15 protein-coding genes are annotated in these 19,457 nt (G+C 67.1%); 9 read left to right on the plus strand and 6 right to left on the minus strand.

Annotated features, from left to right (window positions below):
• The first annotated feature begins 98 nt into the window (after nucleotides 1-98).
• Complete coding sequence (locus KF688_12380; GenBank protein MBX3426469.1) at nucleotides 99-1,493, plus strand: PDZ domain-containing protein; 1,395 nt, start codon at nucleotides 99-101, stop codon at nucleotides 1,491-1,493.
• 550 nt (nucleotides 1,494-2,043) lie between these two features.
• Nucleotides 2,044-2,409 carry a hypothetical protein gene (locus tag KF688_12385; protein ID MBX3426470.1) on the plus strand — a complete coding sequence of 122 codons (366 nt, stop codon included), beginning with the start codon at nucleotides 2,044-2,046 and terminating at the stop codon, nucleotides 2,407-2,409.
• A 99-nt stretch (nucleotides 2,410-2,508) separates the two neighbouring features.
• On the opposite strand, the gene KF688_12390 is transcribed toward KF688_12385, so the two are convergent.
• Nucleotides 2,509-3,960: a bifunctional folylpolyglutamate synthase/dihydrofolate synthase gene (locus tag KF688_12390; protein ID MBX3426471.1), complete on the minus strand. Its 1,452-nt coding sequence runs from the start codon at nucleotides 3,958-3,960 to the stop codon at nucleotides 2,509-2,511.
• 513 nt (nucleotides 3,961-4,473) lie between these two features.
• On the opposite strand from KF688_12390, the gene KF688_12395 reads away from it, so the two are divergent.
• The 5 genes from KF688_12395 to KF688_12415 all read left to right on the plus strand — a co-directional run bounded on the left by KF688_12395 (nucleotide 4,474) and on the right by KF688_12415 (nucleotide 9,704).
• Nucleotides 4,474-5,148 carry an ABC transporter ATP-binding protein gene (locus tag KF688_12395; protein ID MBX3426472.1) on the plus strand — a complete coding sequence of 225 codons (675 nt, stop codon included), beginning with the start codon at nucleotides 4,474-4,476 and terminating at the stop codon, nucleotides 5,146-5,148.
• A complete protein-coding gene (locus tag KF688_12400) occupies nucleotides 5,145-6,482 on the plus strand; it encodes an ABC transporter permease (protein ID MBX3426473.1) in 1,338 nt (445 codons plus the stop codon). Before KF688_12395 ends, KF688_12400 begins: the two co-directional genes overlap by 4 nt.
• Nucleotides 6,483-6,707: 225 nt before the next feature.
• Nucleotides 6,708-8,378, plus strand: a complete 1,671-nt coding sequence (locus KF688_12405) for a hypothetical protein (protein ID MBX3426474.1) — start codon at nucleotides 6,708-6,710, stop codon at nucleotides 8,376-8,378.
• A 76-nt stretch (nucleotides 8,379-8,454) separates the two neighbouring features.
• On the plus strand, nucleotides 8,455-9,162 hold the full coding sequence (locus KF688_12410; protein ID MBX3426475.1) for a hypothetical protein: 708 nt from the start codon (nucleotides 8,455-8,457) through the stop codon (nucleotides 9,160-9,162).
• The gene (locus tag KF688_12415) at nucleotides 9,159-9,704 is read left to right on the plus strand and encodes a DUF3299 domain-containing protein (GenBank protein MBX3426476.1); all 546 of its coding nucleotides are present in this window, start codon (nucleotides 9,159-9,161) and stop codon (nucleotides 9,702-9,704) included. The genes KF688_12410 and KF688_12415 overlap by 4 nt, the downstream gene beginning before the upstream one ends.
• Nucleotides 9,705-9,715: 11 nt before the next feature.
• Here KF688_12415 and KF688_12420 read toward each other — a convergent pair whose 3' ends face one another.
• From KF688_12420 to KF688_12430, 3 genes are all read right to left on the minus strand, one after another.
• Nucleotides 9,716-12,625 carry a hypothetical protein gene (locus KF688_12420; GenBank protein MBX3426477.1) on the minus strand — a complete coding sequence of 970 codons (2,910 nt, stop codon included), beginning with the start codon at nucleotides 12,623-12,625 and terminating at the stop codon, nucleotides 9,716-9,718.
• A 299-nt stretch (nucleotides 12,626-12,924) separates the two neighbouring features.
• Nucleotides 12,925-13,881: a C-terminal binding protein gene (locus KF688_12425; GenBank protein MBX3426478.1), complete on the minus strand. Its 957-nt coding sequence runs from the start codon at nucleotides 13,879-13,881 to the stop codon at nucleotides 12,925-12,927.
• A 67-nt stretch (nucleotides 13,882-13,948) separates the two neighbouring features.
• Nucleotides 13,949-15,586 carry a long-chain fatty acid--CoA ligase gene (locus KF688_12430; GenBank protein ID MBX3426479.1) on the minus strand — a complete coding sequence of 546 codons (1,638 nt, stop codon included), beginning with the start codon at nucleotides 15,584-15,586 and terminating at the stop codon, nucleotides 13,949-13,951.
• Between the two features lie 173 nt (nucleotides 15,587-15,759).
• Here KF688_12430 and KF688_12435 point away from each other — a divergent pair, with 173 nt between their 5' ends.
• Both KF688_12435 and KF688_12440 read left to right on the plus strand, forming a co-directional pair.
• Nucleotides 15,760-17,073: a protein kinase gene (locus KF688_12435; protein MBX3426480.1), complete on the plus strand. Its 1,314-nt coding sequence runs from the start codon at nucleotides 15,760-15,762 to the stop codon at nucleotides 17,071-17,073.
• Nucleotides 17,074-17,078: 5 nt separating this feature from the next.
• Nucleotides 17,079-17,915 (plus strand): protein phosphatase 2C domain-containing protein, encoded by an 837-nt coding sequence (locus tag KF688_12440; GenBank protein ID MBX3426481.1) that lies wholly within the window; start codon nucleotides 17,079-17,081, stop codon nucleotides 17,913-17,915.
• Nucleotides 17,916-17,930: 15 nt separating this feature from the next.
• On the opposite strand, the gene KF688_12445 is transcribed toward KF688_12440, so the two are convergent.
• Nucleotides 17,931-18,353: a secondary thiamine-phosphate synthase enzyme YjbQ gene (locus KF688_12445; GenBank protein ID MBX3426482.1), complete on the minus strand. Its 423-nt coding sequence runs from the start codon at nucleotides 18,351-18,353 to the stop codon at nucleotides 17,931-17,933.
• Between the two features lie 81 nt (nucleotides 18,354-18,434).
• A complete protein-coding gene (locus tag KF688_12450; GenBank protein MBX3426483.1) occupies nucleotides 18,435-19,334 on the minus strand; it encodes a ThuA domain-containing protein in 900 nt (299 codons plus the stop codon).
• Nucleotides 19,335-19,457: the final 123 nt, after the last annotated feature.

Consider the following 19,457-nt stretch of genomic DNA (forward strand, 5'->3'; position numbering starts at 1 on the left):
TCCTCTGGAGTCGACCGATAGCCCTGGGCGTCCAGCCCCGTGTCGGGCCATAATGGAGGGCGGTCGCTGGGGTAAGTTCGGCTTTTGCGAGTCGCGTCATGCCGCGTCGGAACGTCGCTTTGCTGCTGTTGGTTGCGCTTGTCGCCTATGCCTGCTACGTGCGGGCCGAGCAAAATCCGTACGCTCGGTACGTCGCGGCCGGGTTCTCGGTCATCGATCGTTGGGCCCTGTACAACGAACCGAGCGGGCAGATCGCCGACCACGATCCGCGCCGCTTCGATCAGGAACTGTACGACGCGGCGATGACCGAGATGGTCAAGGTGCTCCAATCCCGGGGCGACGAGCATTCGCAGTTCATCCCCGCCGAGCAGCGCGACCGGTACAGCGAACTGATCACGCAGGAGTTCGTCGGCATCGGCATCCGCTTCCACATTCTCGGCGATCCCCCGTTGCCGACGGTGCTGGGGCCGCCGGAAGTCGGCTCCCCGGCTGCGATCGCGGGCCTGCATTCGGGAGACCGCATCGCGGCGGTCGACGGCAAACCGACCACGGGACTCAACGAAATCGAGGTCGCTTCGCTGGTTCGCGGGCCGAGCGGTTCGCGGGTGACGCTCTCCGTGCAACGCGACCAGGCCGAGCCGCTGGAGATCGTCGTCGAGCGGTCGTTGATCGTCACCGAGTCGGTGATCGGCGAGGTTCGGATCCCCGACGGCGGTTGGCAGTACCGGCTTCCCGACCGTCCGGGGCTGGCCTACCTGCGGATCATCAAGTTCGGCGACAAGACGCTCGCCGAACTGGAGACGATCCTCGCCCGGCTGGCGGACGAGCCGGAGGGGCTCGACGGGCTGGTGATCGATTTGCGGGGGAACCCCGGCGGGTCGCTCGAAGCAGCCGTGGGAGTGAGCGACCTGTTCCTCCGCGCCGGCCGGCCGATCGTCACCACGCGCGGGCGCCGCGGCGAAATCGAGGAGCGGTTCGTCTCGACCGAAGCGGGCGACCATTCGTACCTGCCGATTGCGGCGATCATCGATCAGGACAGCGCAAGCGCCAGCGAGATCTTGGCTGCGTCGCTGCAGGACTACGACCGGGCCGACGTCGTCGGCACGCGTTCGTACGGCAAGGGGACCGTGCAGCGAGTCATGCGGCTTGAAGGGGGGCGGAGCCTGCTGAAGCTCACCTCGGCGACGTACTGGCGCCCCAGCGGGAAGAACATCCACCGCATGCCCGAAGACGACGACGACGCCCAGTGGGGCGTGGCGCCCACCCCGGGCTGTGAAGTGAAGCTCGACAAGGACGAACTGAAGATCTGGAACAATTACCGACTGCGTCGCGCCACGATCGGCGCGTCGGACGACCCGCACCTTGTGGCTAAGCTCAATTCGGCCGATGGCGAGGTTCCGGATGACTACATCGACCGGGCGCTCGAACTGGCTGCCGAACGGCTGGTCGCGCGGGTCGAGGAGCGGCGGCGGAAGAGCGAATCGGCGAATTGAGCGGTGAAGGGGAAAAGGGCGAGGACGGGGTTGCCGGTGACTGGCAGTTCTCGTCGACGGCGAGCGGGGGGCTTCTGGTTACGCCTTGCTCGCCGCCCTCCGCGGTGCGGCTGAGGCGTTCGGCAAAGTCGCTGCAATCCTTGAGCTTTTCGGTCGGGTACAACGGGGATTGCAATTCCTTCCCCAGTCGGAGCCCGCGCCGCCCGAGGCCGGGCGATGCTCTGGCCGGGCTTGTGATTGCAACTTCTTTGTCGGACATGAGTTGCGACATCTTCTTGTCGCCGCTGCCGGTTGGACTTGGACTGGCGTATGGGTTTGGCACGGCAAGTGCTTTTTACGTCCCTCGTCAATCGACGGAATGCCGGGCCGGTCAGGTCCGCGGGGCAAGTCGGCCGGTTGGCAATCGAGTTCTCGCGGGACGTTTGATCCAGGGCCTCATCCGCCGGTCTGGTCCGCTCGCGGGAACTGCTCGTCGCGGTTCTTTTCCCATCCCTTTGCGGGCGCCGGGCCGAGGAGGCTCGGCGCCGCACGTTTCAGGACGACCAGCGCCATGAAGGCTTCTCGACTCCCCCGGCGGATTGTGTGCATGGTGATTCGTATCGACGGCTCCGGCGACGGGGACGCGACGCTCGAGCGGCGCAGTTCGGGCGGCTTCGCCCCGTTGCCGGCCGACCGGCTGGCGAATCCGCATCATCGCTTCGCCTCGCGCCCCAGCGAAATGCTGCCGTGGGCCGATCCGACCATCGCCGGACTCGTGCGGCGGCTGCAAAACGACGTCCGCAGCGAACGGGCCGCGACCTCGCGGTTTCGCGCGCCGGCGGCCGATCTCGATCCCCCCAGCCCGACGCCCGACTTCGATCTCGATTGGGAAGCGTGGGACGCGCCGCGGTGGACGCGGTTGGAGGAGAGCAACTGAAGGCGAGCCGGGAGCTCGCGGTCGCCCGAGTGCCCATGCAAGGAGTTGCGATGCTGACGTTTTTCGTCGTGTGTGCCGCGGGCTGTTTCTACCGCAGCGTCAAACGCAGCGCGACGGCGCGGCGTGCGGCGTAGCCCGAATCGCCGGTCGCAACTGGGCGATCAGGAAGAACGACCCCGTCGCGCAGATCAATTCGTCCGGACCAGCGTCGTCGAGGATCGCTTGCCAAGCGGCGAGGGCGTCGGCTTCGGTCGCCACGATCGACGGGGGAGAGACGAGGCCGAGGGCCGCCGTCTCTTCGCGCCACATGGCGGCCAGTTCCGCCACTGGGACGGCGCGGGACGCCTCCTGGTATTCGGCGAGCCACGCTCGCGGAAACGCCGGCGCGAGCTCGCGGATCATTCCGCGGACGTCCTTGTCACGCGTCGCGGCGAACAACAGCCGTCGCGGCATGTCGGCCGGCGCGCGGTCGACGAATTTCACCAGAGCTGCGATCGACGCCACGTTGTGGGCCACGTCGAGAACGACTGTCGGCTCGGTGCGGGCGATCTCCAGCCTTCCGGGGAGCGTCGTGGCGGCGAGTCCTCGCTCGACCGCTTCTTGCGACGCGAGCCAGCCATGACGGGTCAGTTCGTCGACGATCGCGACGGCTACGGACGCGTTGGCCGCTTGGTGTTCGCCGCACAGTCCCAACGGGGCGCCTGCGAGTCCGTGTCCGGCGCCGGTCACGGGTTCGTATCTCAAGCGCCCGGCGCCGAACCAAGGCGATCCCGCCGCCGGTTCTTCGTACGAAAAACGGTAATCTCGCTCCGGTTCGACCATCCGGGCGCCCCGCTCGCGGGCGATCCGGGCGATGACTTCGTACGCCGACGGCTCGAGCGGCCCGACGACCAACGGGACGCCCGGTTTGACGATCCCCGCCTTTTCGGCGGCGATCTCGGGGAGCGTCTCGCCGAGCTGCTTCATGTGGTCGTAGTCGATGCACGTGATCGCCGTGACCGCGGGCTGGCAGACGTTCGTCGAATCGAGTCGGCCGCCGAGACCCACTTCAAGCACCGCGAGGTCGACCTTCCGCCGTTTGAAGTGGAGCAGGGCGACCGCCGTGATGAGTTCGAAGAAAGTCAGCCGCAACGAGCGGTCGTCGCTGGCGGCGGCCTCGGCGTCCATGGCGTGGACGGCCGGGCGCAGTTCGTCGACCAGCGAGGCGAACTCCGCGGGCCCGCACAATTCGTCGTTGACGGCGAACCGCTCCTCGATCGATTCCAAATGGGGCGAGCTGAAGACGCCGACGTCGTAGCCGGCCTCGCGCAGGATGCGAGCGACGAACGCCGAGGTCGAGCCTTTTCCCTTGGTCCCGGCGACGTGTACGATCGGCAGTCCGCGATCGGGATTCCCAACGCGGGCCAACAGCGACCGCATCCGGTCGAGCTTCAGACGCCGCTGGTCGAAGGGGAGGGCGGGCGACTTCTCGTAGTTGATCCGACTCAGGAGAAAGTCGATCGCCAGTTCGCGCGCGGCGAGATCGGCCGAGGACGGGGCGGGATCGGACATGGAGGCGACCGGAGCGGGCGAGGCGAACACCGAGGTCGCCCAGCGGCGGCGCGACCGTGCCCCCATCATATCCGCCGCTGAGAGGTCGGCACGGTCCGAGAAACGGAAAAGGGCCGGCGAGGTGCGGGAAACCTCGCCGACCCTTCAACCGGGAAGGAGTTTCAGGAGCGAGCAACCGTTCGTGGCGACGGCCCCAAGCAGCCGCCGTGCCCGTTCATGCCAGAGAGGGAGAGCGAACCGCGTGCCGATCCATGGCGTCATTCGCTCCGTCGCCGTCGATCCGCCCTCAAGTGCGCCCAAATGTCGTCGGCAAAACGCCTTAGGACGATCACGGCCGGGGCGCCAAGCGTCGGCCCTCGGATGAACGGTTCGGGCTTTTGAAAAACTTTCGCGCCCCATTGCACGTATTACGAAGCGGACCAACGCGGCCGGGACGGCGAATACCCGCTGTCGGATTCCCGCCGGCGGGTTTATCATCGGGCCCTTTCCGCGACTGCCTTTCGCCGATTGCTTATGCTCGCCCTGGCTGACGTCCGCAAGTCGTACATCGAACCCGACGGCACGCGGCTGCCGATTCTCGACGTGCCGTCGCTGACCGTCGGAGCAGGGGAGCAGGTCGTGTTGCGCGGCCGCAGCGGTTGCGGCAAGACGACGCTGCTCAATTGCATTGCGGGGCTGACGGCGGTCGACGGGGGACGGATCGAACTCAACGGCCGCGATCTCGTGCAACTCCCCGAAGCGGCCCGCGACCGGTTTCGGGCTCGGTTCATCGGGTTCGTATTTCAGACGTTCAATCTGCTCCCCGCGTTCACGGCCCTGGAAAACGTCCTGTTGGGGATGACGTTCACCGACCAGAAGCCCGACGCTGCTCGGGCCGAAGAGTTGCTGCGGCTGGTGGGGCTGGGACATCGGCTGACTCATAAGCCGCGGGCCTTGTCGGTCGGCGAGCAACAACGCGTCGCGGTCGCCCGGGCTCTGGCGAACAAGCCCGTGCTGCTGCTGGCCGACGAACCGACCGCTAACGTCGATCCGGCCCACCAGCAACAGGTGATCGATTTGCTGCGCGACGCCTGCCGCCGCGAGAGCGTGGCGATGCTGTTGGTCACGCACGCCGACGAGGTTGCTCGGCAGTTTGATCGCGTCGAGTATCTGGAACAAGTCAACCGAGCGGCGAGCGGGGCGTCATGAGCTTCTGGAAGATCGCTTGGCGGAGCATCACGCAGCGGGCCCTCGCGTCGTCGTTGACCGGGCTGTCGATGGCGCTCGGGGTGGCGCTGATCATCCTGGTGCTGGTCATCCACGAGGTGGTCGTGGGGCAGCTCTCCAACGACGCTCAGGGATACCACCTGATCGTCGCGGGAGGGAAGGGGAGTCCCGTCGAGGTCGTGCTCACCAGCGTGTTTCACGTCGGCAAGCCGCTCTACCCGTTCTCCTACAGCTACTACAAGAAGTTCATCGGCGACGGCGAGTTCGCCCCGTTCGTCGAAGCTGCGGTGCCGATTTGTCTGGGGGACAGTTACCAGACCGACGACGGATACAACTTCCGCGTCATCGGCACGCGGCCCGAGATGTTCACCGCCATTCCCTACGGCTTGAACGACGACGGCACGGAGCGGCATTACGAGTTCAGCGCGGGGCGCAACTTCAAGGCGGAGAATTTTTTCGAGGCGGTGTTGGGGAGCGTCGCCGCGCGGCGCGCAGGGCTGAAGGTCGGCGACCGCTTCCAGCCGACGCACGGCGTGAGCCCCGGCGGGGACAAGCACGACGGGTTCGAGGTGGTCGGCATCCTGGCCCCGAGCGGCACGAGCACCGATCGGGCGATGTTCGTCAATATGGAAGGGTTTTATCTGGGCGAGGGGCACGCCTTGCCGCTCCGCGGCGCCGCTGCTGAAGCGGCTGCGGCGAGGAGCCAAGCGGACGACCACGACGACGCGAACCTGCGCCCCTTGCCGGAGGAGCAACGCGAGGTCACCTCGATTCTGGTCCGGTGCGACGAGAACCAGCCGACCGCGGCGATGTATCTCGACGGCGCCGTAAACAAGGGGGTCGATCGCGACGCCCAGGCGGTCGCGCCGCGGTTGGTCGTGGCGCAGCTCACCGAGAAGTTCCTCGGGCCGGTGCGGATCGTGCTGCTGGTGCTGACGGTGCTGATCGTCGTCGTGGCGGGGATCAGCATCCTGGTGAGCATCTACAATTCGATGAGCGAACGGGCCCACGACATTGCCGTGATGCGGGCCTTGGGCGCCAGCCGGGCGGCGGTCATGGGGGTGATTCTCGTCGAGTCAATCCTGTTGTCGCTGTTGGGCGCCGCTGCGGGGATCCTGCTGGGGCATGTGATCCTGGCCTTTGCGGCCCCGGTCGTCGAGGATTACGCCGGGATCGTGGTCCGGCCGTGGGATTTCACTTGGCACGAGCTGTTGCTGATCCCGGCTCTAGTGGCGTTCGCCTCGCTCGTGGGGTTGTTGCCGGCGATCACGGCCTACCGCACCGACGTGGCGAGAATTCTGGGCGGGGCGAGGTGAGGTTTTTCGAGTGCGCTAGGATCGGCCGAGCGCAATCCTCATGGGCCCTCGCACCGCGGCGATTTGCGCTCTTGCGCTTCCGCGACGACAAATTCGCCTTGCCACGGAGGTCCACTTTACAAACGCCGCGAGCGAGCGACCCGACCCGGTGTGGGCCAGGGGCCGCGTCGGCGGTAGAATGAACCGCTCCCCAAACAACGCTCCTTCCCCCCGGGCGGTGACGCCGTGTTTCTCCCCCTGAGAGTCCTTGCCCGAAGCGCTGGTTTCGTTCGGCGACGCCCCGGTCTGCTCGAACAGGTCGTCGTCGGCATCCTGGCGATCGGCATGCTTGCCGCGCCGGCGCGGGCTTGTCCTTTCTGCGCCGCCGCTCAGCAGACGCTCGCCGAGGAACTGACCGGCGCCGACGCGGCGGTGATTGCCACGCTGGCTCGGCCGATGCCGGAGTTGTCGCTCGACGACCCCGCCGGCAGCGAACCGCAGCGCAGCACCGCGACGTTTCGCATCGAGGAGATCCTCTCCGGCGCCGACGAGGTCGGCGACGCCAAGGAGGTCGACGTCGTTTACTTCGGCGACAACGTCCCTGGGCAGAAGTTTCTCATCACAGCGATCTTGGACAACGAACTGGCGTGGGTCACCCCGTTGCCGTTGTCCGAACGAGCGATCGAGTACGTCAAGCAACTCCCCGGCTTGCCGCCGGCGGGGTCGGATCGTCTCGACTACTTTCAGAGGCATTTCGAGGACGCCGATCCGCTCTTGGCCCAGGACGCCTACGACGAATTTTCGCGGGCGCCTTACAAGGACGTCATTGACCTTGCGCCGCGAATGAATCGCAAGCAATTGTTGGCCTGGATCGACGATCCGAGAGTCGGCCCGTCGAGCCGGCGGCTCTATCTCACCATGTTGGGAGTCTGCGGCACGGCCGAGGACGTCGCCTATCTCGAGGAGTTGGCCTCGTACGATTACGGCATGCTCAAGCCGGCAGTCGCCGCCGCGATTGGCGTCGCCGGGCTTGTCGGCTCGTCCGTCGGCTGGCACGCGCTCGACACGACGCTCTACATGACCGAGAGCCGCAAGAAGGAAAGCCTCGATGCACTCTTGGCATGCTACCTCAAGTTGAAAGGCCCGGCAGGGCTCAAGCTGGTCAACGAGCGGTACTTGGCCAATCCCAAAGTCGAGTACAAGTATCTCCACGCGGCGATCATGGCCTTGCGGTTCCATGGCGAGGAGACCAGCGACTTGCCGCGCGAGGACCTGCTGGAGTCGATGCGGTTGGCGCTCGACCACAAGGACTTCGCCGACCAGATCATTCCCGACTTGACCCGTTGGCAGGATTGGGGGGTGATGGACCGGTTGATCGGCATGTTCAAGGATTCGCCCCCGAACGACTGGATTCGGCAGCCGGTCGCCTCGTACTTGCTCGTGGCGGCCGAGGAGCCGGGCGAAGTCGGCGCCAAGGCGACCGCGGCGCTCGACGAGATTCAAAAGCTTGACCCCGAGACGTACCAGCGGGCGAAGAGCTTCGCCGGGTTCGGTTTCTTCGGCGCCAAGCCGGCGACGGTCGCGGCGGCCAAGCCGGACGAATCGGCCGACGACAACAGCAGCGACGGGCTCGGCGACGAACTCGCGGGGACCGCTGCCGCGCCGATCGCGACCGGGAGCGGTCCCCCCGAATCGCCTCCCGATCCGGCTGACTTTGAACAAGAGGACGACCCCCGGCCGGCGGTCGCTGCGACGTCCGACGAGATCGAGCCCAAGTCGGCCGAGTCTTCCGCCGTGCCGGCGACGAACCGGTGGCTGATCATCGGCGCCCCGGTGCTGGGGGTGATCATCCTGATGGCGGTGTTCGCTGCGCTGCTCAAGGGAGCCGACCCGCGCTCGACCGACGGCGGGCCGTGATCCGGCCGAGCGCGCCGAACTTCGACCGGCAGAGGCCGCCTCGATTCCCCGTACGATTTGCGACACACGAGCTGACATGTCCGCGACCGACGTCCTTTCCCGCTCCTCGGCTGACGAGATCAGCGAGTTTCAGTACCGCCCGCTCGCGGCGTCGGCGATTGCTGCGCTGACGCTCGGGATTCTCTCGACGCTGATCTTCGTCGCGGGGCGCGACAGTTTGAGCGACAGCATGATGCTCGCCCCGCTGCCGCTGCTGGCGTTGTTCATGGCGTGGCGGACGCGGAACCAGTTGCGCGACAACCCGGGGCAGTATTCCGGGGGCCGTTTGGCGGCGGTCGGGTCGCTGCTGGCGGCGGTCTGTCTGGTGGGCGGGGTCGGCTACTCCTCGCTCGTTTACGCCACCGAGGTCCGCGACGGGTATCAGCGGATTTCGTTCCTGAGTTTGCGTCCCGATCAGGCCGACGAGCGAGCGGGACGCCCCGTGCCGACCGACGTGGCGACGCTGTCCGGCCAAAAGGTGTTCATCAAGGGCTACATGCGTCCCCCCGACTACGACCGAGTCAACAAGTTTCTGCTGGTCCGGGACAACCAGCAATGCTGCTACGGCGACATCAGCCAAGTGAAGTACTACGACCAAGTGTGGGTCGAGCTTCCTGAGAAGCAGTTAGCCAGCTACTCGACCGGCGTATTCCGGGTGCACGGCACGCTGCACGTGGCCCCCGAGTTGGTCGCGCGGCCGACTGGCAAGACCGTCTACTCGCTGCAAGCGGACTTCGTGGAATGACGCCCCGTGCTCGCATCGCCGACCTGACGCTTGTCGCCGCGGCCCTCGTTGCGGCGACGGGGTGCGACGAGACGGTTGCGCCTCAGGCCCGTGCGCGCAGCGGGGATTCCGCTGCCGCCGAAATCGCCCTGTCCGCCGCCGTAAGTGCCTCGCCAAGCGCCGGCGGGCGCGTGCAAGAGACGACCTTCGACGATCTCAAGTTCGAGATGGAATCCAACGCCGATTTCCGCGACGAAATGATCACCTCGGAGATCGCCGTTCGGTTCGGTCGCGAGATCCGCATCCGCGGCTACATGTTCCCGACGTTGCGCAAGAGCGGGCTGACGCAGTTCGTGCTCGTGCGGGACAATCTCGAATGCTGCTTCGGTCCCGGGGCGGCGCTGTACGACTGCGTTCTCGTCTACATGCGCCCCGGCGTGCGGGCCGAATACTCGGTCCGGCCGGTGACGGTCGAGGGGACGTTCCGGTTCGAGAAGATGCAGCCCGTGCCCGACGGGCCGTTGTTGGCGATTTACCGCCTCGACGACGCGATTGTTCCGTAGCGCCGCTTGGCTCAACCTTCCGTTTCGTCCTCGCCCAGCCCGAGCGCCGAGAGCCAGCGTCGTTTCGGTTTGCCGCCGGGTTCGGCGGGGTCGACCGGCTTCGGAAACGCTCGCTCCAAGTCAAGTTCCTTTTCGCGGAGCGCCGCCTGTTCGCGGGCCAGGGTCGCCCGCTGCACCGACAACTCCAACTCGGCCTGCCGCAGCTTCTCCTTCCACTGGGTCTGTAACGACTCCAGCCGCTCGCGCTCGACTTGGATCGCTTCGTCGGCGTTGAACAGCTCCTGCAGCGCCGCTTCCTGCGGGTCGAATTGCGGAGCCGACTCGCGGGCTTCGTCCAATTCGGCGCGCAACCGGGCCAATTCGCGATCCTTGGCCGCCAGCGCGTCCTCGGTCGCATGAATCGCATCTTCGATCGACGCCCGTTCGCTCCGTCGCTCCGCGCTCGGAGCGCCTTCGGCGTCCTCCTCCTCGAGCATCGCCAGCAAACGTTCCCGCTGGGCCGCCCAATCCATCGGACCATCGAAGGTGAGCGCCGGCTTTGAGCTCTTCGGATTCGCGGCCGACTGGGCCCGAAGCGATTCGAGTTCCTGCTTCGCCTCGCGCAGGTCGTCGACGGCCATCTCGAACCGTCGTTGCAGATCGTCGTACTCCTGCCGCAGCTCCTCGCCTCCTTGTTCGGCGCCGGCCGACTCGAACTCGGCAAGCCGAGCCGCCATCTCGTCGCGCTCGGCGCGGAGCGCCATCAGGTCGGGCGACTCGTGATCGCTCGCGTCGGGGCGGCTGGCCAGTTCTTCGCGAAGCTGCGAATTCTCTCGCTTGAGCTTTTGGACGTCGGCCAGCGTCACTTCGAACTTGTGCTCCAGCTCGGCGATCGCCTCGGCCGGTACGGCTTTGGCTGCAAAATCGTCGAACCTGGCCTGCGCTTCCGACAGGGTCTCGATCGCTTCGTCGCGGCTCTTGGCGGCGTCCGCCAGAGAAGCTTCTTGCTCGCGGCTTGCGCGCTCGAGCTGTGAATTCTTCGCGCGGAGGGCGTCGACGTCGGATTGCAGCGCAGCGGCCCGTTCGGAGACGTCGTCGAGTCGCAGTTGCAGCTCGACCTGCGTCGCCTCGGCCGCCACGGCCCGGGCCTCCGCCGCTGCGAACTCGCTGTTGTAAGCCGCCGCCGCCGCCGCGGCCTCGTCGCGGGCCTGCTGCTTCGCTTGCTCGAGAGCGACTTCAGCCGCGGCCGAGTCGTCCTGCACGGAATTCAACTCCGCCTGAAGTGCGGCGAGTCGTTCCTCCGCGGCGGCCTTCTCCGCTTGCGCGGCGTCGAGTTCCGCTCGGGGAGCAAGCGACGCCAACGCTTCATCGTGCCGGCGGGCAAGATCTTTGATCTCGCGAGACAGCCGCTCGTTAGTCTCTCGCGCGGCGTCGAGTTCCGCTGCCGCAGCGGCCAGAGCGTCGGCCTCTTGCTTGTCGGCCGCAGCGGCCTGCTCCTCGATCCGCTCAAGTTCGGATCGCGGCACGGTCGTCGCCTGCAATGCGGCCAAGTCCCGCTCAAGGTCGGCGATTCGCTTCGTATTCGTCGCTTGCTCGGCGTCCCGCTCGCGCTTCAGCCGAGCGACGTCGTCACGGAGCGCGGCGGCCTCGGCCGTTGCGGCTTCAAGCGCCCCCTGCGCCGCAGTCAAGTCGCCCGCGAGTTTCTCGACGTCATTGCGCGGCGCCGTTGTCTTCTGCAACTCGGCGAGTTGTCGTGTCAGTCGATCCCGCTCCGCCTGGAGTCGATCGGCCTCGGACTGCGGGACGGTCGTCGCTCGCAATTCGGCGAGTTCCCGCCGAAGTCGATCCCGCTCCGTGGAAAGCGACTCGACCTCGGCGCGGGGAGCGGTCGTCTTCTTCAGCTCGGCGAGTTCTTCCGCCAGTTGGTTCCGCTCGGCAGCAGCGGTTGACTCGTCTCCCTTGACGGCATCGAGCGCCCGGCGATGGCGGTCGCACTCCGCGGTTAGCTCGGTCGCTTCGCGGCGCAGCTTGTCCGCCTCGGCTTTTGCTGCGGTCAGGTCTTGGCGGGCCGCGGCGGCCAGGGCTTCGGCTTCGGTTGCGGACTGCTCAGCGGCATGTCGCTGCTTCTCCGCGGCCGCCGTCGCCGCCTCGGCCACGGCAAGTTCGCTACGTGCGACCGTGGATTCTTTGAGCGCGGCCAGGGCCTGATGCGCTTCGGCCAGCTCGCGCTGGAGCTGCGCGGTCGACGCGGCCGTGGCGGAGCGGTCGCCGCTGCTTGCCGCAAGTTGGGCGCGAAGTTCCTCGCAGTACAGTTCCAGCGAGTCCCGCTCGGACTTGGCGTCTTCCAGTTCCTGCCGGAGGTCCCCGAGCTGCTTTTCGAGCTCGCCGGCGCTGCGGCGCGCCTGGTCGGTCTCGACTTGCTGCGAGTCGAGCTGCTCCTCCAATCCCGACAGCTCGCCGCGCAGGGCCGCCAAAGCCGCGGCGAGTTCGCGGTGAGTCGCCTGGAGCTGCTCGGCGTCGATGCCCCCGCCGGTGTGCGAGGCGCTCACTTGGCGGGCGAGATCCTGCAACTGACGTTCGAGTTGGGCTTTCTCCTGGTCGCGGCGCGAGAGCTGCGACTGACGCTCGGCGATTTCCTTGGCGAGCTGCTTTTCGAGGACCGTAGCGTACTGTTCGGCTGCGGCCAGGCGAACTCGGGTCTGAGTCAGCGCGATGATGTCCTGCGCCGTGTTGACCGCCAGCGGCACGCCGGGCGCACCGGGAACGTTGAACTCGGCGGCAAGCTTTTCGACCCAGGTGCTCAGCTCGGCCTCGATCGTTCCCAGCCGATCGCGCTGGACGCCGAGCGCTTCGTCCGCGCGAGCCCGCAGAGCGCGCAGCTTTTCCGCTGCCGCATCGGCGGATCGTCCCGGAGGACCATGCTCGGGTTTGGGGGCTTCCATGAGGCCGCTCATTCGTTGCGTACGCTCGGCGCACGCGGGCCCTGTCGTCACAAGGGGCGCTCGTCGAGGGGTGGCCCGCTCGCGTATTCCTGCGAGTTTTCCACTCCCTTGATATACGCCGCGCCCCGCGTCGCCGCCGAAACGGGGGAACTGCGATTTCGCCGCCGGCGGGGCGGTGCGCAGGCTGGCGCCGATTGTGCCGGGGACGCCGCTTGAAGGGCTAAGTCGAGGCGGTCTGCGTCGGGAAACAAGTCGCGACGACCGGCGCATCGCGTCCAATCGCGCCTCTCCGAGGAGGTTCACCCGCCGGGGCGATTGACCACGTTCTCCGGCTCGTCGCCCCGCAGCATGGCGACGACCTGTCCGCTGACGCGGGTGCGCAGTTCGTGCGTCGCCTCAGGCGATTGAAACGCGACATGCGGCGTAACGATGACGCGCGGATCGTCGTACGGGGCTTGCGACAAATCGGGAGGTTCGGGCGTTTGCACGTCGAGGCCGGCGCCGGCGATCTCGCCGGCAGCGAGCGCTCGCGCGAGCGCCGCGTGATCGACCAGCCCGCCGCGCGCCGTGTTGATGAAGAACGCCGTGGGCTTCATCAGGCGGAACTCCTCGTCGCTGAACATGTGTCGGGTTTGTTCAGTGAGCGGGGCGAGCACGGCGACGAAATCGCTCTCTGCCAGGAGTTGCTCGAGCGGCAGCCAGGGGATGGCGTCAGGCATCTGTCGCGAGCGATTGTGGCCGACGACGCGCATCCCCGCCGCGGCGCCGAGCCGAGCGGCGACGCGTCCGATTTGCCCGACGCCGACGATTCCCAGCGTCTTGCCCGAGACCCGCAGCACCGGCAACCCCGCCACGGCGTCGTAGATCCGTTGCTTGGCGGCATGGTGGTAGTACCCCACCTTGCGAGCCAAGGCGTAGACCAGCGCAATCGTATGCTCGGCGACCTCGGTGACGCAGTAGTCGGGGACGTTCGTCACGACGATCCCTCGCTGGGTCGCCCGGCCGACGTCGATGTTGTCGAGCCCGATCCCCGTGCGGGCGATGTGCCGACAGCGGTCGGCGGCATCGATGACCCGCGCGGTCACGGGGGCCCAGCAGGTGATGATCGCGTCGCATCCCGGCGCCAGCGCGGCGAGCGTTTCCTCCCGATTGTCGGGCGACACCACCAGCTCGCAGTCGACCTCGGCGAGCGCCGTTCGCTCGATCTCGGCGTCGGCCCACGGGTAGTCGGTGTAGAGTACGCGGAAACGGGGCATCGGAGGGAGGGAGGTGCTGGGCGACTTGTGATTGGTGAACGGTGCTTTCTTGCGTCGGGCTTGCGTCTTAGCGCCTCTCGTACATCCTCGCGATCTCGCGCGAAAACCGCAACTCGATCGCGTCGCGCCGCAGACTCAGCTTGGGGGTCATTTCGCCCTCCTCGACCGAAAACCCTCGTGCGAGCAGCACGAACTCCCCAATTCGTTCGTGCGGGGCCGCGTCGGCAAGACATCGCTCGATCTCGGCCCGATAGAGCGCCCGGACGCGGGGGTGCCCGACTGCTCGCCGCCGGGACCAGACCCACAGCCGTTGCCGCCGAATCTCCTCCCGCAGCGCCGAGGGATTGGGGACGATCAGCGCGACGAGGTAATTCCGTCCGTCCCCGACAAGGCACGCCTGCTCGACAAGCGGCGAGCCGACCAGGAGCGCCTCAAGCCGCGCCGGGGCGACGTTCTTGCCCGTCGCCAGGACGAGCATCTCCTTCTTCCGTCCGGTGATGACGAGATTCCCCCCCGGGCTCCAGGCTCCGAGGTCCCCTGTATGGAGCCAGCCGTCGGCGAGCGTTTCCGCGGTCGCGGACTCGTCACGCCAGTAGCCGCTCATCACGCTGGGGCCGCGGACGAGCACCTCGCTGTCGTCGGCGATCATCACCTCGATGTTCGCGAGCGGCCGCCCCACCGTGCCGGCGACGTAGGTCTCGGCGGTCGTGGTCGAGACGACCGGCGCCGACTCAGTGAGCCCGTAGCCCGTGAAGATCGGCAGTCCCGCCTCCTCGAAGATGCGCTCGACGTCGGGGGACATGGCCGCGCCGCCGCAGTGGAGTCGCTTGATCGATCCCCCCAAGAGTTGCCGCAGGGCCGCCCCGCGCTGATCTGCGGGACGCTCGCGGACGGCCTGAGCGAGTTTCTGGTACAGGTACGGCACGGCGTTCATCACGGTGGGTTGACACGCACCGGCGTCGCGAACGAGCGTGTCGCGGCTTTCGGCCAGCACGATTCGCGTGCCGCGGTAGACCCAGCTGTACAGGTCGCAGGTCCGGGCGTAGATGTGCGACATCGGCAGGACGCACAATCGGACCTCGTCGGCTGGTTGCGCCGACGCGTCGGAAGTCGCGATCACGTTGCTGGTGAGCTGCCGGTGCGTGAGCATCACCCCCCGCGGGGCCCCCGTGGTGCCGGAGGTGTACAGGATCGTCGCCAGCGAGTCGGGCTCGATCAGCGCCGGGGCGACCGGGGGGGCGCTCCGGCCGCTCGCCAGGAACGAGTCCCGCTCCGCTACGGCGAAACCCCGGGGCAAGCGCTCGCGCAACTGATCGGCCTGGCGGACGTCTTGCGCCAGCGCGAGACGCGCGTCGCTATGGACGATCTGCTCGACCGCCGCGGCCAGAGGGAGCGCGGCGTGGAGCGGCACATGGACCGCTCCGCGCGATTGAATCGCCAGATCGGCGACGATCCACCCGGGCGAATTTCCTCCCCAATGAGCGACGCGGTCCTCCGGTCCGACCCCTGCGGCGGCGAGCGCCGCTGTCCCTTCGGCCACGGCTTGAACGATTTCGTTCCACGCGAGCCACTGCAACCGGCCTTGTTGGAAGAACCCGAGCGCCGGCCGATCGCCGCAGCGGGCGACCGTTTCGGCGAGCATGGCCGGAATGGTCGCCTGCCTGGAGAGCCCGGGGACGAACGAAGATGCGGAATCGGCGGCCATAGGTCGGTTGCTGCGGGGCGTTTTGCGAGGGATACTTCAGTCGCGGCAGGCTTGCCCCGATTGGGTGCGCCGTCGCGACCAAATCGGCCGAAACGACTCGTTCGGCTGCAATCCCCGTGCAGCACGTCGGGTCCCCATCCCAGGCGAGCGAATCCGTCTCGCGTCAGGCACGCATGAAACCCCTCAAAGCCCGCCAAAAGCTCGGCAAGTACGTCATCGAGCGGCGGCTCGGCGAGGGGGGCTTTGCCGTAGTCTATCAGGCTCGCGACACGATTGAAGGGATCCGCGTCGCCCTGAAGATCCCCCATCCCCACATGCTCAACGAGAGCGTGATGGAGGATTTTCGCCGCGAGGTGCGGCTCACCGCCCAGCTCGAACATCCGAACATCCTGCCGCTGCGCAACGCCCAGTTCGTCGACGGGCACTTCGTGATCGCCAGCCGCATGGGCGAGATGACGCTCGACGAGCGGCTCACCAAGCGGCTGTCGATCGATACCGCGCTGGATTTCGCCCGACAGATGCTCGCGGCGGTCGCGTTCGCTCACGAAAAAAAGATCGTTCACTGCGACCTGAAGCCCGACAACTTTATCTTGTTCGAGGGGAATCGGCTGCGGCTGACCGATTTCGGCGTAGCGCTGGTGGCCGAGCGGACGCTTCGCGGCTCGGGATCGGGGACGCTGGGCTACATGGCCCCCGACCAGGCGATGGGGCGTCCGTCGTTCCGCAGCGACGTCTTCTCGCTGGGGTTGATCCTGTACCGCATGTTTGCGGGTCGTTTGCCCGAGTACCCGTTCAACTGGCCGCCGCCGGGATTCCGCGTGCTGCAGCAGAAGATTTCGCCCGGCTTCATCGAGATCATCCGCAAGTCGATTGAAGTGAGTCCCCAGGATCGGTACGCCGATGCGGGGTCCATGCTGGCCGCGTACGATCGGTTGAAGACGCGTCGTCGCGGTCGCGGGGGACGGACTCGCATTCAGAAACGCTCGAGCCGCCGCACCAATGACTGGAAGGCGGTCCTCTGGCATCAATTCACCAAGGAGTTCGGCCGTACGATCGGCGCCACGTTCCAATGCACCGCGTGTCGCGGCCCCGTCTCCGAAGCGATGACGATTTGCCCGTGGTGCGGCGTCAGCCGGGCAGGTCACGACGGGGGCACCGACTTTCCCCAGGAATGCCCGCGCTGCCACAGAGGGATGAAGCTCGATTGGCCGTATTGCCCCTGGTGCTTCGGCCCGGGGTTCGAGGTCCTCACCAAGCGGCAGTACACCGACAAGCGGTACGTTCCCACGGCCAAGTGCCGCAATCCGCAGTGCACGCGCAAAGTGTTGATGCCGTTTATGCGGTACTGCCCTTGGTGTCGGACTAAAGTCCGGCGAAAATGGAAAGTGCCTGAATCGACCGAGACCTGCAAACATTGCCAGTGGGGCGCGGCCGACGGGTTCTGGAGCTACTGCCCGTGGTGCGGCAAGCAACAAGGCGGAGGCTGACGGGTATGAAGCCCGAGAAGCTGCAGATCGGCGAGGTTCGGACGTTCGTCGAGGCCGACATGCTCGAGCCCCTGGCGTTCGACGTCGCCGGGGGGACGGCCGCTGTCGTCTCGGTCCGCCGACCGGAGAAAGAGGGGCCCAACGAGGACGCCGCCGCGGTCGTCGCCGCCGGCGAGTCGTCGGCCGTGCTGATCGTCTCCGACGGTTGCGGCGGAATGGCCGGCGGGCAGGCGGCCGCCCGGATCGCCGTCGAGACGATCACCGCCGAGATTCAATCGGCGATCAGCCACGGCCTGCCGCTGCGAATGGCGATCCTCGACGGCATCGAGCAGGCCAATCGTCAGATCATCGATCTCAAGATCGGCGCCGGGGCCACCCTGGCCATTGTCCACGTCGAGGACGGCGACGCCCGCACGTACCACGTCGGCGATTCGCAGATTCTTCTGGTCGGCGGGCGCGGCAAGGTGAAGATGCTCACCACCAGCCATTCGCCGGTGGGCTACGCCTTCGAAGCGGGGGTGCTCGACGAGTCCGAGGCGCTTGACCACGAAGATCGCCACCTCGTCTCGAACGTGCTGGGCGCCGCCGAGATGCACGTCGAGATGGGGAGCCCTCGCCGCTTGGCCGAGCGCGACGGGTTGCTGGCGGCCAGCGACGGACTCTTGGACAATCTGTTGATCGAGGAGATCGTCAACCTGCTCCGCTTGGGCCGCGTCGACCGCGCCGCCGCGAAACTCGCCGGGCTGGGGCGCGAGCGAATGGACAACCCCCAAGACGGCCTGCCGCACAAGCCGGACGATCTGACGCTGATTGCGTACAGCCGGCGAGGGCGGAAGGGATAGGCTGCCGAGCCGGCGTCACTCGCCGATGATCTTCACCAGCGCCCGCTTCTTCCTGCGCCCGTCGAATTCGCCGTAGAAGATCTGCTCCCACGGGCCGAAATCGAGTTTGCCGGCAGTCACCGCGACGACGACCTCGCGGCCCATGATCTGCCGCTTGTGGTGGGCGTCGGCGTTGTCCTCGCCCGTGCGGTTGTGGTGGTACCGTTGCGGCGAGGGGTCGAACGGGGCGAGTTCTTCCAGCCACTTCGCGTAGTCGCGCAGGAGCCCTGGTTCGTCGTCGTTAATGAACACGCTGGCGGTGATGTGCATCGCGTTGACCAGGCACAGCCCCTCGCGAACGCCGCTTTCGGCGAGGCAGCGTTCGACGTCGGGGGTGATGTTCACGAATCCCATCCGCTCGGGGACGTTGAACCACAATTCACGGCGGAAATGTCGCATGGGAAGGGAGCGGTTTGAGGAGCGAGGTTTGAGTCGCGAGTCGAGCGTCAAGCAGCGTGCCGCGGCGGCACGCGACGGACGTTACTCCCAAGCAAGCTCCTGATCCTCGCCGGGCATCTCTTCGGGGAGAGGGATCGTCGCTTTTCCTGTCGCGGCCCACTCCGTGCCCCGAAGCAACGTGGCCACGAAGCCGGCGCACTTCAGCGAGTAATCGGCGTGCCCCAGCACGGTGTGAAAGACGCGCCCCTTGCCGTACTCGACGGTCATCAGCACCGGCTCGTCGCGGCCGGTGCCGCCGATGGCGGGATCGGAGTGCGCGGTGGCCAGCACTGTCATGTTCTTCGCCGGGCCGCGGAGCCGGTCGTACAGTTCGTCCTGGGCGTGGAGCCATCGCGACGGCAGGCCCAGCATGATCGGGTGCTTGGCGTCGCGCGTCTCGACCACGTACTTGTGCTGCGGCGGATGATGCCCGCCGGGGCCCGGCGTTTCGTCGCGCACGAGCTTGCCGTCCTTGTAGTACACGTACGGACCCCACCGCTCGTCGCGTCCGTACCAGCCTCCAAGACCGCACATTTCGTTGTACGCGGGCCACTGGGCGAACGAGTTGTCGGCGGCGTGGACGACGACCAGCCCGCCGCCGTCGGCCACGAACTTTTCGAAGGCGCGTTGCGTCTCTTCCGGCGGCAAGACTTGGCTGTTGTAGTTGCTGAGCACGGCGTCGTAGCCGGCGAAGGTCGGGCGCCAATCGCTTCGTTTGGCCTCTCCTTCGCCCGTCGTGCGAATCGTGACCCGGTCGACGATGAACCGATCCCCGCCGCCGCGACGCAAAATCGCTTGCAGCACGGGGGTCGTCGTTTCCCAATCGTGGTACGGGTTTGCGCCGTCGATGAGCAAGATTCGCAGCGGCGAACGCTCGGCCGGTTCGTCTTCGGCGCGGGCGGCCGAGGCGGCGAGTCCCGTCGTTGTCGCGATCAGCGCCATCGCGATTCCTCGCCCCAGCCGTCGGCCCCTCGATTCTCGCCCCATGCCCGCCGCTCCGTTCGTGTCGCTTGTGAGAAAAGTCGCCGCCCGGCCGCAGTATAGCAAGGCCGCGCGGGGGGGAGG

The organism is Pirellulales bacterium (genome assembly GCA_019636345.1).
Taxonomy (GTDB): Bacteria; Planctomycetota; Planctomycetia; order Pirellulales; family Lacipirellulaceae.

Coding starts and splice junctions, on each gene's coding strand:
- KF688_12380 (MBX3426469.1), top strand. CDS start 99: ATGCCGCGTCGGAACGTCGCTTTGCTGCTGTTGGTTGCGCTTGTCGCC.
- KF688_12385 (MBX3426470.1), top strand. CDS start 2,044: ATGAAGGCTTCTCGACTCCCCCGGCGGATTGTGTGCATGGTGATTCGT.
- KF688_12390 (MBX3426471.1), bottom strand. CDS start 3,960: ATGTCCGATCCCGCCCCGTCCTCGGCCGATCTCGCCGCGCGCGAACTG.
- KF688_12395 (MBX3426472.1), top strand. CDS start 4,474: ATGCTCGCCCTGGCTGACGTCCGCAAGTCGTACATCGAACCCGACGGC.
- KF688_12400 (MBX3426473.1), top strand. CDS start 5,145: ATGAGCTTCTGGAAGATCGCTTGGCGGAGCATCACGCAGCGGGCCCTC.
- KF688_12410 (MBX3426475.1), top strand. CDS start 8,455: ATGTCCGCGACCGACGTCCTTTCCCGCTCCTCGGCTGACGAGATCAGC.
- KF688_12415 (MBX3426476.1), top strand. CDS start 9,159: ATGACGCCCCGTGCTCGCATCGCCGACCTGACGCTTGTCGCCGCGGCC.
- KF688_12420 (MBX3426477.1), bottom strand. CDS start 12,625: ATGGAAGCCCCCAAACCCGAGCATGGTCCTCCGGGACGATCCGCCGAT.
- KF688_12425 (MBX3426478.1), bottom strand. CDS start 13,881: ATGCCCCGTTTCCGCGTACTCTACACCGACTACCCGTGGGCCGACGCC.
- KF688_12430 (MBX3426479.1), bottom strand. CDS start 15,586: ATGGCCGCCGATTCCGCATCTTCGTTCGTCCCCGGGCTCTCCAGGCAG.
- KF688_12435 (MBX3426480.1), top strand. CDS start 15,760: ATGAAACCCCTCAAAGCCCGCCAAAAGCTCGGCAAGTACGTCATCGAG.
- KF688_12440 (MBX3426481.1), top strand. CDS start 17,079: ATGAAGCCCGAGAAGCTGCAGATCGGCGAGGTTCGGACGTTCGTCGAG.
- KF688_12445 (MBX3426482.1), bottom strand. CDS start 18,353: ATGCGACATTTCCGCCGTGAATTGTGGTTCAACGTCCCCGAGCGGATG.
- KF688_12450 (MBX3426483.1), bottom strand. CDS start 19,334: ATGGCGCTGATCGCGACAACGACGGGACTCGCCGCCTCGGCCGCCCGC.